General features: G+C 42.8%; 10 protein-coding genes. All 10 read right to left on the bottom strand.

The window, feature by feature from the left end; genetic code table 11:
* From ACQ2HE_RS15155 to ACQ2HE_RS15110, 10 genes are read right to left on the bottom strand one after another with little or no spacing between them, the layout of a single operon-like run.
* Positions 1–1383 carry a c-type cytochrome domain-containing protein gene (locus ACQ2HE_RS15155; RefSeq protein ID WP_430901158.1) on the bottom strand — a complete coding sequence of 461 codons (1383 nt, stop codon included), beginning with the start codon at positions 1381–1383 and terminating at the stop codon, positions 1–3.
* A gap of 1 nt (position 1384) precedes the next feature.
* Positions 1385–2308 (bottom strand): sugar phosphate isomerase/epimerase family protein, encoded by a 924-nt coding sequence (locus tag ACQ2HE_RS15150; protein WP_430901160.1) that lies wholly within the window; start codon positions 2306–2308, stop codon positions 1385–1387.
* 10 nt (positions 2309–2318) lie between these two features.
* A complete protein-coding gene (locus ACQ2HE_RS15145) occupies positions 2319–3830 on the bottom strand; it encodes a DUF1501 domain-containing protein (RefSeq protein ID WP_430901162.1) in 1512 nt (503 codons plus the stop codon).
* A gap of 10 nt (positions 3831–3840) precedes the next feature.
* Entirely contained in the window at positions 3841–6567 is a 2727-nt protein-coding gene (locus ACQ2HE_RS15140; protein ID WP_430901164.1) for a DUF1553 domain-containing protein, read from the bottom strand.
* Positions 6568–6626: 59 nt separating this feature from the next.
* Positions 6627–7475 (bottom strand): MBL fold metallo-hydrolase, encoded by an 849-nt coding sequence (locus tag ACQ2HE_RS15135; RefSeq protein WP_430901166.1) that lies wholly within the window; start codon positions 7473–7475, stop codon positions 6627–6629.
* Position 7476: 1 nt separating this feature from the next.
* Positions 7477–8502: a hypothetical protein gene (locus ACQ2HE_RS15130; protein WP_430901167.1), complete on the bottom strand. Its 1026-nt coding sequence runs from the start codon at positions 8500–8502 to the stop codon at positions 7477–7479.
* Positions 8503–8507: 5 nt separating this feature from the next.
* On the bottom strand, positions 8508–9293 hold the full coding sequence (locus ACQ2HE_RS15125; RefSeq protein WP_430901169.1) for a sugar isomerase domain-containing protein: 786 nt from the start codon (positions 9291–9293) through the stop codon (positions 8508–8510).
* An 8-nt stretch (positions 9294–9301) separates the two neighbouring features.
* Complete coding sequence (locus ACQ2HE_RS15120; RefSeq protein WP_430901171.1) at positions 9302–10189, bottom strand: ROK family protein; 888 nt, start codon at positions 10187–10189, stop codon at positions 9302–9304.
* A gap of 2 nt (positions 10190–10191) precedes the next feature.
* Positions 10192–10953 (bottom strand): SDR family NAD(P)-dependent oxidoreductase, encoded by a 762-nt coding sequence (locus ACQ2HE_RS15115; protein ID WP_430901173.1) that lies wholly within the window; start codon positions 10951–10953, stop codon positions 10192–10194.
* Positions 10954–10955: 2 nt separating this feature from the next.
* Positions 10956–13106, bottom strand: coding sequence for an alpha-L-fucosidase (locus tag ACQ2HE_RS15110; RefSeq protein ID WP_430901175.1), 2151 nt, complete (start codon positions 13104–13106; stop codon positions 10956–10958).
* Between the last annotated feature and the right edge of the window lie 7 nt (positions 13107–13113).

Here is a 13113-nt window from a genome sequence, read left to right as displayed (position 1 = left end):
TTATTTAGCAGGGGGAAGTTTCACTTCAGAGGTATCGCCTTCAAGCATGGGCAATCGATAATCACCAATTACGATTGTTGCCTTTGGCATTATTTTTTTAAGAGCTACACTATCGGAAGAACTCAACTTTGTTTTGAAGAAGTAGAGCGACCGGAGGCTTTCCCATTTCTCGAAATTCGAAACAACGGCGCTGTTTAAATCGTTATTCGAAAGGTTGAGATATACCAATTGTTTAAGCGGTCTTAGTTCCTTCACGAGTTCATTGTTGAGATTGCACCCTTCTAGATAGAGTTTTCGGAGCGTGTTCAACTGAGCAATTTTCTGAATTTGCTCCTTTGAAAGAGCATGTCTATTTAAGTTCAATGAAACCAATTGATCCTTAATGGTCAATAGCTTCTCGATATCTGCAGTAGTAATAGAATCTTTTGCAATAGCTGATATCGAAATGTATGCGCTGTTCTGAGCAAGCGTAGAAACGGCAAATCCTGCTTTTTTCAAGTCTTGAATAACCACTTCGGATGCAGGTTTCACTGCTTCTTTGGGCCACCAATCTTCCGTTGATTTCTCTACAACCGTATTCCAAGTCTTAACTTTCTGAAGAATAGAATCAGGCGCTTCTTTTTCTTTGAACGAACCTGTAAAGGAAGCCCCCGATTGCATCCACCAACTCAACAAACTCATTTCAGCGGCTGTTAACTGGGGTTCTTTCTCAGGAGGCATGTGATCCTCATCTTTCAGCGGCAAGTGAATGCGATTCCATAGTTCTGAAGAAGAACCGGCACCCTTTATAATTTCTCCCGATTTGCCACCTTTTTTAATCGCAGCACTGTCGTCTAATCGAAGTCCGCCTTTTTGTTTTGATTTATTATGACAAACAGCACATTTTTCTAGTAGAATTGGTTGTACCACTTGATTGAACACACTTGCGTTGGGAATATCTGAGATTGCTTTTCGCGCAGGTGCTTTGTACTGAGAACCACCAAAGGAAAGGTATTCTTCACCGTGAGTAATGCTTCCACCCAAATGACCCGTTATAGCGATCATTGCAATGGTTGACCACACACTCAATTCATATTTCCATCCCGATTGTTTGGTAAACTGAGTATAGATCCAGCCCAAGCTCACCACAGTAGTCAACAATGCGCTGTTTTGATGTGCGCCTAATTTACCCTCACCGTATCCATCATTCAAACTGAGCACATAACCTGTGATAACAGAGAAGAGTGCTGAAACAAACCCCGCTACAACCATTATAGAAATAGCCAAAGAAAGCCCTTCCATATTTGGTCGCTTCTTCAACAAATGAAACAACGCAGCAGCTATGAAAAAGCCGATGGGAAGGTGCACCAATAAGGGATGAAGATGTCCTATAAATTGAAGCATATTAACGGTAGCGGTTTTTGATGAACTGAAGCATATAGGCATTAATAGCCCATTGATCACTCACAGGTTTTCTGGTATGAGGTTCTGTCCACATATAATCGGGCGGTCCGAATTCGGTTAAGACGGTCATCGCTTCCCCTCGTTCTTTTTTTCCTTTTATCACTTGATCCCACCAAGCCAAGTGAGCATTCACAGCTCCCTCCCATTCCTTCGCACGTGGGTCAGAAACTTGAGGCCCTTCGGGGTGACCGATTCTTGCATGAATATGATCAGTACGTTGAAGCGCCAGTTGAACAGCATCCGGTTGATCGGCCAGTAAACTTTCGTGAACATTGCACCAGTGTGAAATATCTAGGGTGATGCGCATGTCTTTATTTCGCTGTAATAATGGTGCAGTAGTATGAGCTGCAAACAACATGCGCGAGCGATGCGTTTCATGCAATACTTTTATTCCCGATGATTTGGCTTCTTTAATTGTAAGATCAATAAAAGCTTGCTTTTGTTCATCAGAGAAGTAATCGCGGGCTGAATGACAATTTACATACAATGGTCGTTGATTCTTATTTGCTAAAGCCGCTTGTAAGTTCAACTCAAAGGTTTTATAGTGTTCCTTGAAATCAGATTGCCAACCACCTACAAGGAATCCTACTTCCAATTGATATTTTTTCAAGGCATCAAAGAGTGCTTTTTGATCGGATTCTGATCCGGGCCACCAAACTTCCATTCCATCGTATCCTTCCTTTTTGATAGCAGCAGCAAAGGCGTCCATGCTTCCTTCATAACCCCAATTGGTTGCCAACACTTTTAAACTATATCCGGAAGTGTATGCCAACCGAAAAGGATGAGCCGAGGCAAATGAATCTAGAGAAGCCATCATGGCCAAGCTAGCCGTCGACAAAAATTTTCTTCTATTTTGAAAAAGCATGGGGGAATGTTTAAGCGATGATATCCGTTAATACACGACCACTTACGTCTGTTAAACGGAATGGACGTCCTTGAAATTCATAAGTAAATTGTTCGTGATCGAAACCAAGTTGTTGCAGTATGGTAGCTTGTATGTCAAACGCTTCTACTTTTCCATTTACTACACTGTAACCTATTTCATCTGTTTCTCCATAAGTTGTACCCCCTTTGATTCCGCCTCCCGCCATCCACATACTGAATGCTTCTACATGGTGATCGCGGCCTTTGAATGGCAATGGCTTTCCTTCTCTGTTCTCTTGCATAGGTGTTCTTCCAAATTCAGCACCCCACACTATCAGGGTTTCTTCAAACAATCCTCTTTGCTTCAAATCGAGAATCAATGCCGTAATGGCTTTGTCTACTTTTCTACATTTATTGATAAAACCTATATCGAGTGCGGTGCTAGTATCAGTACCATGACTATCCCAACCCCAATCGAATAATTGCACAAACCGAACTCCATTCTCCACTAGCTTCCGAGCCAGTAGTACATTGTTTGAAAAACTGTTCTTTCCTTCTTCAACTCCATACATCTCTTTTATATAGTCTGGTTCATCATTAATATTCATCACTTCCGGCGCAGTGATCTGCATCTTAAATGCCATTTCGTATTGTGCTATACGTGCAATGGTTTCGGGATCTTGATACAACTCATGTTGTTCTTGATTGATGGCATTGATAGCATCAATTGAAGCTTTTCGAAGATCACGAGGCATTCCATTCGGATCATTCAAAAACAAAACAGGATCGCCCGCACTTCTACATTGTACCCCTTGATACACACTTGGCAGGAATCCGCTTCCCCAAACCGATTTGCCTGCATCAGGATCGCTTCCACCCGAAGTAAGTACCACAAACCCCGGCAAGTTTTGATTTTCTGTGCCTAATCCGTAAGTAACCCATGACCCCAGGCTTGGCCTTCCTAAACGAGGAGCTCCTGTGTGAAACAACAACTGCGCTGGCGCGTGATTGAATTGATCAGTAGTTACCGTATTCATTAAAGCAATATCATCTGCTACCGTTGCTAAATGTGGCAAGTGATCACTCATCCACATTCCACTCTGACCTCTTTGTTTGAAAACGGCTTGAGGACCTAACATTTTAGGAACGCCACGTATGAATGCAAACTTCTTTCCTTCCAATAAACTCTGTGGGCAATCTTGTCCATCTAATTTCATTAGATCGGGACGATAATTGAATAATTCCAATTGCGAAGGAGCGCCGGCCATGTGCAAATAGATCACCGATTTCGCTTTTCCGGGAAACATGGGAGCGCGAGGCAACAAGGGTCTTGCAGGATCTATTTCAATTGGCTTGTAGGTATTTGCTGCAGATGATCCACAGGAAGGCAGCAAAGAACCTAATGCCAAAGCACCAAATCCCATGGCGGCTTCTTGCAAAAAATGCCTTCTGGTAACGTGGTGCAATACCCGCTGTTCGGCTTCCTTTACCAATCTTTGATTATTCAATTCTTTTTGAGTCATTTCAATTCGTTTAATATTTAGTAATGACCTCGTCTAAATTCATAATTGCATTCGCTACTACAACCATAGCAGCAGTTGGTGGATTGTTATGTTCGTCCATCACACCAATCATTTCACAGGTTCTCTCTTTGTCTGCTTTAAAAGAAGCGAGACTTTTATTATAAAGCGTCAAAAGTACTTGCAGACTTTTATCGGAAATCTTTTGACCGGTAGCTCGTTGATATCCATATGAAATTTGAGCATTCAAATCCTTTCCTGCACTCATAATCTTATAGGCAAACTTTCTTGTCATATCCAAATAAGCAGGATCGTTCATCAGCGTAAGCGCCTGCAATGGTGTATTGGTTCGAATACGGCGAGCCGTGCACACTTGGCGGCCGGGTCCATCAAAAGCAACGGTAGAAGGATAGGCAGCAGAACGCTTCCAGTAGGTGTACAATGCCCTTCTATATTGATCTTCTCCTTTGCTTTGAATCCATTGTGCCCCATTGTAAGGAGAATTCCAAATACCGTCGGGTTGGTATGGCATCACACCGGGACCATACATTTTATTGCTTAATACGCCACTAATAAACAAAGCTTGATCTCTGATTTGCTCTGCACTCAATCGCATGCGTGGCCCTCTCGCATAATACCGATTGTATGGATCCTTTTTATAAGCTTCGGTTGATAGCGCAGAAGATTGACGATAGGTGGCAGATAATACGATCCTTCTTACTAATTTCTTAATGCTCCAAGCATCCTTGGTCATGAATTGATAACTCATCCAGTTTAACAATTCAGGATGTGTGGGTGTGGTTCCTTGTGTACCAAGATCTTCCAATGTTTCTACAATGCCGGTTCCAAACAGTTGTTCCCAAATTCGATTCACAAATGTGCGAGAGGTAAGCGGATTGCGTTGATCGGTAAGCCAAAGCGCCAAGCCCATTCTATTATTAGGTGCATTCGTTGGTAATGGATTGAAAACGGCAGGCACCGCAGCCGCAACTTCTTTCCCTTTTACCAACCAATTTCCACGTTCAAAAACTTGCGTCTTTCTGAACTGAGCATTGTTATTTTCAATTAAGATCGGAGTGGTTTGAACTGATGCTTCTAACAATTTTTGATAATTCGCAAAAGCGGTTTCGTATCCGGGCTTACCTGCTCCGGGAAAAGGATCTGATAATCGGAACCACTCAAACAACACACCGGTTTCTTCAAAACTTTTCATCGCCGAATTAGCATACTGATAATACAATGTATGCTTGCCTTGCAATTGCGGAAAATTGATGGTTTTGATTTTCCACGATCCATTGGTGTTTTCTAAAGGAACGGTGGCCAGAATCTTTCCATTTAAACTGTCTAACCTTATCGTCCATACTCCACCGTTTTTCCAAGTAATGTATCGGTATTGTAGTTGCGGTTGTTGATTGAACTGGATGTCTTTCAATCGACAGGAACCATCTTTTCGGATACCTGCATACCAACTGCTTACCAAGGCCGCATTTTCAAATTTATCGCAGAGCAATGAGTTGATTGTGGGTTGCCAGGTTTTCAAAAACAAATTCCATTCCTTCGCTTTTGCTTCGCCTGATGTTTGTTGAATCCAACTGCGTACTTGTTCCAGTTTCAAACTATCTTCTGACGCATATTGACGAAGTAGTGGATACTCAGCTTCAGTGTCTTCATCACGAGAATTATTTAGGAAGGCCATGAATTTATAATACTCGTCATGACGAATAGGATCGTAAGGGTGGCTATGACATTGAACACAAGAAAAGCTCGTTCCTAAAATGCCCGTCCAAGTAGTATTGATTCGATCCATCACAGCGGCGGTTCTAAATTCTTCGTTATCGGTACCACCTTCATCGTTGGTCATAGCGTTTCGATGAAATGCAGTGGCGATGTATTGATCATCGGTTGCATTAGGCATGAGATCGCCTGCCATTTGCTCGATGAGAAACTGGTTATAGGGTTTATCGGCATTGAAAGCTTTGATCACCCAGTCGCGGTACTTCCAAATGGTTCTTCCTCTATCTGCTTCGTAGCCTCTCGTATCGGCATAGCGAGCAAGGTCTAACCACATAGTTGTCCATTTCTCTCCATACTGCGGAAGCGCTAGCAATTGGTCAACCAATCGTTCAAACGCCCTATCATCGCTTGCTTTAAGAAAGGAGTTTGCTATGGAATCGGGTGCTGGCATGCCGATAATATCAAGTGAAACACGACGCAGCAATTGTTCTTTGGTAGCTTCTGGTGAAGCCGATAAATCTAATTTCTCCCATCCTTTGATGATGAATCGATCGATTTCATTTTTAGCCCAAGCATTTTCTTCGGGAAGTGGAATTTCTTTTAAAGGTTGGTAGGCCCAGTGAATGCCCCATTCTGCACCTTGATCGATCCAAGTTTCCAATGTTTTGATTTCTTCGTCGGAAAGTGGTGGGTGTTTATAAGGCATCCGATCCTCCGGATCGGTAGCTTTGATTCTTCGAATCATTTCGCTTCCTGAACCATCTCCCGGAATAATAGCAGGTTTACCCGATTTGGTGGGTGCCAGCGCTTCTTCTCGAAATAATACACTAAAGCCGCCTTTGGCTTTTACGCCGCCATGACAGGAAATGCATTTTTTATTGAGAATGGGTTTTACTTCGGTATTGTAGTCAACTTTTGGCGCAGGAGAAAACAGGCAGAAGGCTGCACCGAGAACTACCAGTATAGCCAACACAAGATACCATTTCTTGTAGAGCAAGCCTTTCATAATCGCAGTAGATTGATCCTTTTAAAGATACTGAAAAAGGAATGCGGTTCCATTGATTTTTACAGAAAATTGCGACTGTTCCAATAGCCTCCCAATGGCAATATTGAAAAAGAAATACGGGCTTTTGTTGCGGTTGATTCAAACAGTGCTGTTGAAACAGTATTGAATGCAAACAGATCATAATGTCCTGGAATCACATGCTTGAAACCGGCTTCCAATGCAAGTTGTACGGCTTCTTTCCCATCGAGGTTACCGGCTACACCTCTTGAGGGTTCGTTTCCATTGATAGGTAAAAATGCCAGATCGATCTTAAATTTTTTTAGAAGTTGCGGCAATTCTTCATAATACAAAGTATCGCCACTGTGATAAACGGTAAAGGAACCAATGGTGAATACATATCCCATGCATTTGCAAGCGCCGTTTTCATCGCGTTCAATCTCATTGTGTTTCGCAGGCACCCCATAAACTCCAATACCATTTACGTCGATTGCTTCTCCATCCCTTAAACAGATCAATGCTTCTTCAGATACTTTCAATCGCTCTGCCGACTGTTGCCTTAACGCTGTAGGCACCAATACTTTCATCAAGGGATTCTGTTCCCATATTGGAAGAATAGTGGCTGCATCCAAATGGTCGGTATGAAAATGACTTGCCGTTAGCAATTGAATATTTTTTAAAAGCGAAGGCTCTACCACCAATTCGCTGATGCGAACATGGGGCTTGTTAGTAGCAGCGTATTTTTTTGTGAGTGTGTCTGATAAATACGGATCAATAAGAAGTCGTACACTTTTGTATTGAATCAAATAACCGCTTTGACCCAACCACCATACTTGCAATTCCTCTTGATCATTTTGTTCTTGATCAATTTGCTGAATCAAAGCTTCGTTTTGCAATACCGGTTTTATCATACTATAAAGTGGCTCTCACCAGTTTTGCTCCTTTTACCATATTGATTAATTTCTGACGAGAGGCCCATCGTGCGGTTTGACTCAACCCACAATCCGGTGCTACCGACAGCTTTTCAGCAGGTACAAATTGCAAGCATTTGCGAATGCGACTCACTACATCGTCTACTGTTTCGATGTAATAGTTTTTCACATCAATTATACCAACGGCCACATTCATTGCTTCAGCAAATGGTGCCAGCAATTCAATCTCAGCAAATTCACGATTGGCCATTTCAATATGAATTTCATTCACTTTCATGTCGAGAAAATCGGGAAGCATGGGTTTGATGCTTCTAAAGCCAACCGGTCTTCCTTTAAAATTTCCAAAACAGAGGTGCGTACTTAAATTACACTTGCCTACAACACCTGCTACGGTTCTATTGAAAATATCAACAAAGCGTTTGGTGTCTTCTTTATAAGCATAACAACTCATCGACGGCTCATCTACTGTAATTTCTTTACAACCGGCTGCCACCAAGTCTTCCAACTCTTTTCGAACAAATGGCAACAAGGCTTCTGTAATTTCATAGCGATCTTTGTATTGAGCATTGGGCATCAAACGTCCGCTAAGTGTATAGGGGCCGGGAACACTTGCTTTAAGTGTTGGACCCGCGGGTGCCAATTTTTTCAAACGTTCGTATTCCTTCACAGCACCCAAACCATTGGGGGCTGTCAAAGTTTCAACGATGGAGTGCTTTCCACGTTGATCGTGGGCTGGTGGTCCGAACTTCCGCGTTTCAGATTCGTTGTTTTGAATTCCTCTGATATATCCGTAAAAAGAGAGGTTAAAATCAAGGCGCGTTTGTTCTCCGTCTGTGATCACATCCAATCCGGCCGTAACTTGATCATGAATGGCAGCAATAACGGCGTCCTCAATCATTTCTTCTTTATCGGCTGCGCCAAATTCATTCAAATGAGAAGTAGCAAACTCGAGCCATCCGGGAAAGGGATAACTGCCTACTACGGTTGTGCGAATAGGAATACTCATATAGTTCAATCGTTTAATCCTGTTTTAGAATATACTTTTGCCATGCGATGCGCGTGCTCATCATAAGCTGCTTCAAACAATTCAGTGGCCATGGCATTGCCAACTACGGCTCCCGCAGCCAACACTTTTGGCACAAAGCCTGCGTTCACCAATTTTTCAGCAACTGCTGCTTTAATACAATTGATAATGGCCACGCCGCCCAAAGTAGAGCCGGGTGCAACGGGCGTTATCATTCCGGGAATGGTAATCATGGCATCTCCTACCGGAGCACCTGTATCTAGAATCAAGTCAGCAAAATCAGTCAATTTCTTCCCATCTGCTCGTTTCGAGGTACTAGCCGCACTATGCGCAGATGAAACCAGGGCTACAACTTTCACCCCCAATTTTTGAAAACCCTCAGCCATTTCAATAGGAACGATATTGGTTCCGCTTGATGAAACAATTAATGCCGTATCTGTTTTTTGAATTCCGAAATTTCGAAGTATTTTCTCTGCCAAGCCCGATACATTTTCTAAATACATCGCTTGTCGCTGTCCGTTAGCCCCAACCACTGCATTATGAAAAGTGAGTGATAGTTCTACAATGGGGTTGAAGCCGGGAAAGGATCCATACCGCGGCCACATTTCTTCGATCATTATTCTACTATGTCCACTTCCAAACAAATGCACCATGCCACCGCCAAGTATAGTTGCACTAAACCAGTCGGCAGCCTTTGCAATCATTTCTTCTTGTGCAGCCACTGCATTCAATATTGAACTCGATTTATCTAAGTATTCTTTTATTACCGACATGTTAGTTTCTATTTTTTCATTGAGTAATAAGCAGCTCCAATGGCTCCGCTCATTTCATTCATTGTGGCGAATTTCAAGGCTACTTGATTGCCGCCCGCTCTCCATTCATATTGTTCCATGTATTTCTTCAAGGGATCCATCAGTACCGCTCCTGCCTGCGTAATGCCTCCTCCCAAAATAACTGCTTCCGGAGAAAGGATATTGGTTATGCTTGCAATTCCAATGGCCAGTTTGCGAACGGAACAAAGCCATACTTCTGTTGCGAAGGCATCGCCGTCAACATGTGCTTCCACTAAGGCTCTCGTAGAATTGAATGTACCGTTAGAGCGAATGCCCACTGTAGCATTGCCAATTGCATCCTCCAAACTACCGGGAATACCTGTTACATCGGGAGGCCCATCACTATCAATCACCATATGACCAATATGTCCCGCTTTACCGAAGGCACCTTGATAGGGTTTTCCATCAATTAAGATGGCTCCTCCTACTCCAGTACCCAATGTTAGCATCACGGCATTTTTATGCCCCTTTGCTGCACCAAAATGTGCTTCTGCGTACAATGCTGCAATTGCATCGTTCAATACATAGGTTGGGGTAGAAAAAGCCTCTTCCCATATCAACCCTTCTAAACCTAGAAGTCGACCCGGCATCACTGCTATGGCTGTATTCTCGGCATTGGGCAATCCGGGTGCAGCAATTCCAATTCTATAAACTTGATCTGCGATGCTCTTTCGAAGTTCTTTCACGGCTCCATGAACCGACTGCAACCACTCACCCGGCAAATGATCCTTGGTTTGAAACAATTGTTGGTGTAACAAACTTCCTTGTGGATCCAAGATTACCGATTTGATCTGCGTTCCACCGATGTCTAATCCTATGGTAAATGCTGCATTCATAATTAACTGATACTCCAGGCGCCATCAACACCTATTATTTGTCCTGTAATAAACGAGGCCGATTCGCTTAACAATAAGGTAGCCATTCCTGTTATATCGCCTACTGTTCCCATGGAGCCACTTAGTGGCTGTTTTGTTTTTAACAATGCTTGAATAGTAGCGTCACCTGCTGCGCGTTTCGACATCGGCGTTTCAATCAATCCCGGACTTAGCACATTTACTCGAATTCGATGAGCAGCATAATAGGCTGCAATTGATTTACTAAAGCCTTCGATCGCAGCTTTTGCGGCTGCATAAGCAGATGTTGTAAAGTGAGGAGCATAAGGATGATTCGCCAAAACGGAGCCCATATTCACAATCGATCCATGCGTACCCGATTGCATCCAATATTGAACCGCAGCTCTATTGGAATACATCACCGATGTTAAATTCAATTGCAAGGTTTGCTCCCATCCCTCATCACTAAGTTCATGCAAAGGCCCGTCGCCCCATTTTCTTCCACTGCCACCTGCTACATGGAACAGTCCATCGAAATGCCCCCAAGAATCTACACAAGATTTTACCGCCATTTTTGCGGTATGAGGATTTGTTGCATCTTCTAAAATATACTGCAAATGCGGACCATTCTCGTAATCAGTTCCATCGGGCAAACCAACCACCAACACTTTAGCACCGGCTTCTAAAAAGGACTTCACCGCAGCTTGCCCCATGCCGGTTGTTCCGCCAATTACAACAATTGCTTTGTTATGTAAGTTAATTGCCATTATTAGTGAGTAAATGCAGTGGTAGGTACCACTTGCTTTTTAATTGTACTGCTGCTGTATTTCAGCCAAAGATCCTGTCCACCGGTTCCTTGAAAATAACGTACTTCAATTCGATGCGCGCCTTTTTTCAATGCAATGCTTCCTTTCTTTTCATCATTGCCATGAAAACCGTCGTGATTCACTACTTCTTCTCCATCGATCCATACACTGCTACCATCATCTGACGCAATGTAGAATTCGTAGATCGCAGCAGTTGGTACTGTAATGTATCCGGTAAATACCAGTCCGAAATATTCTTTTCGTTCTTGCTTACTTAGGTCAATTGTTGATGCAATTCCACTCGTTTTTGCTTGCATGTTGGGCAATTCGTTTACCGATGCCGGCTTACCTTCAAAATAAGCATAGTTTAATCCGGCTGCGCCACCACCACTTACCGCTTTTTTCCATTCGTAGGTTTTAACCGGCACTTCTACCACTGCACTATTAAGCGCCCCGGCTTTCTCAGCAATCGCTTTCACAGGTGTACTCGTTTTCATCACAAATGGTGCTGAATATACAGGAGAACTGATCGTTGGTTCCGTGCCATCAACAGTATAGTGAACAATATCGCCGTCTTCTGCTTGAATGGTTATATCGGGTTGCAATGCACCTGGCTTAAAGTTCACATTTACTTTAGGTTTAGCAGCGAAACGTCCATAGTTACTGATCTTGATTGCATACGTGTATGGAACCTTTGCGATTTCAGCATTGAATGCAGGCAACTGAACCACTACATCGTTTCCTTGCTGTTTCCAAGAACAGGGTTCTTTGGTGCTAAGGAAACTGATTACAGTGCCCGCAGGCAATGTAGTATTGCGAAGAATCATTTGATTGTTCTTAGGATAAGATGGGAACAATCCATACAAGCTATTGGTAGTAGCATTATAAGTAAAGAAGAGTTCTTTCACTGCATAACCCGGATCAGGATCCACTGTTAACTTCAACATCACATCACCACCGGTTTTCCAGTCTTCCGTATTGTGTTCGTTTTTGAATTTGTAATCTCTTTTTCCTTCACTCCATTGAACCGGTGTTTTCCAACGAGAGGTTCCATAAATTGCTTCTCCATTTACTTTCATCCACTCTCCCATTTGCAACAAACGTTCTTGCATAATGGGTGGAATTTTCCCATGTTCATCGGGACCGATGTCTAATAAAAAGTTTCCGCCACGACTTACCTTATCAATTAAAGCGATCACCAAACTTTGCGTACTGTTATAATCCCATGCATCTTCTTCTCTATTATAGCCGTAGCTATATCCCATACCGCGGCTCTCTTCCCAATAATGATCTTCAAAATCTAAATCGGGTTGATATTCCGGTGTATATATACCGGCATGTTTAAATCGAATCCCTGATCCCCAACGATCATTTACGACTATCTTTTCTTTCACCGGACTTTCATTGTACAACCAACTAAGAAACTCTTGACTTTTCCAGGTTTCTGCTGAAGCATCCCAATCACCATCGGTCCAAAACACATCGGGTTGATAAGTATTGATCAAGTCCTTCATTTGAGGCCAAGTGTGTTGCTGTGCAAAAGCAGCGGGATCCTTTTTCCAAAGTGGATTGAACCATTCGTATAGAGAATAATACATTCCTGCATGAACGGAGGTTTTTCTTACTGCTTTAAAAAGATCGCCCAATAAATCTCTTTTAGGACCAACTGCAACCGCATTCCATGGAAATCCCCAAGTTCTATCGGCATCCTTACTAGGCCACAGCGTATATCCATCGTGATGTTTAGATGTTAGCACAATGTATTTCGCGCCTGATCTTTCAAAAAGCTTGGCCCATTCATCGGGATTGAATAATTCAGCTTTGAAATCATCTGCGAGTTGATAATAGGTTTTATCTCCAAACTTAGCTTTGTGAAATCTTTGACGAGCCGTATCAGTGGTTTGCAATCCTTGTTGATACCATTCCGCATAGTTCCCTTTGGTACTCCAACCGGGAACAGCATATACACCCCAGTGAATGAAAATTCCAAATTTTGCGTCTTTAAACCATTGTGGTGTAGGGCGAGCATCGAGTGATTCCCAATTGGCTTCGTATTTCTGGGCGCTCGCTGTAAAAGTTGCCAAAAGCAATGCAACTGTTAGTACCTTTTTCATATCAGTG

Source organism: Endoryza foliicola, assembly GCF_050589245.1.
Classification (GTDB): Bacteria; Bacteroidota; Bacteroidia; order Chitinophagales; family Chitinophagaceae; genus Endoryza; species Endoryza foliicola.
The sequence above is the reverse complement of the archived record's forward strand: the minus strand, read 5'-3'. Positions and strand labels throughout refer to the sequence as shown.

What these genes read in the sequence shown, in the direction of transcription:
- ACQ2HE_RS15155 (WP_430901158.1), bottom strand. Translation starts at nt 1,383, where the DNA reads ATGCTTCAATTTATAGGACATCTTCATCCCTTATTGGTGCACCTTCCC.
- ACQ2HE_RS15150 (WP_430901160.1), bottom strand. Translation starts at nt 2,308, where the DNA reads ATGCTTTTTCAAAATAGAAGAAAATTTTTGTCGACGGCTAGCTTGGCC.
- ACQ2HE_RS15145 (WP_430901162.1), bottom strand. Translation starts at nt 3,830, where the DNA reads ATGACTCAAAAAGAATTGAATAATCAAAGATTGGTAAAGGAAGCCGAA.
- ACQ2HE_RS15140 (WP_430901164.1), bottom strand. Translation starts at nt 6,567, where the DNA reads ATGAAAGGCTTGCTCTACAAGAAATGGTATCTTGTGTTGGCTATACTG.
- ACQ2HE_RS15135 (WP_430901166.1), bottom strand. Translation starts at nt 7,475, where the DNA reads ATGATAAAACCGGTATTGCAAAACGAAGCTTTGATTCAGCAAATTGAT.
- ACQ2HE_RS15130 (WP_430901167.1), bottom strand. Translation starts at nt 8,502, where the DNA reads ATGAGTATTCCTATTCGCACAACCGTAGTAGGCAGTTATCCCTTTCCC.
- ACQ2HE_RS15125 (WP_430901169.1), bottom strand. Translation starts at nt 9,293, where the DNA reads ATGTCGGTAATAAAAGAATACTTAGATAAATCGAGTTCAATATTGAAT.
- ACQ2HE_RS15120 (WP_430901171.1), bottom strand. Translation starts at nt 10,189, where the DNA reads ATGAATGCAGCATTTACCATAGGATTAGACATCGGTGGAACGCAGATC.
- ACQ2HE_RS15115 (WP_430901173.1), bottom strand. Translation starts at nt 10,953, where the DNA reads ATGGCAATTAACTTACATAACAAAGCAATTGTTGTAATTGGCGGAACA.
- ACQ2HE_RS15110 (WP_430901175.1), bottom strand. Translation starts at nt 13,106, where the DNA reads ATGAAAAAGGTACTAACAGTTGCATTGCTTTTGGCAACTTTTACAGCG.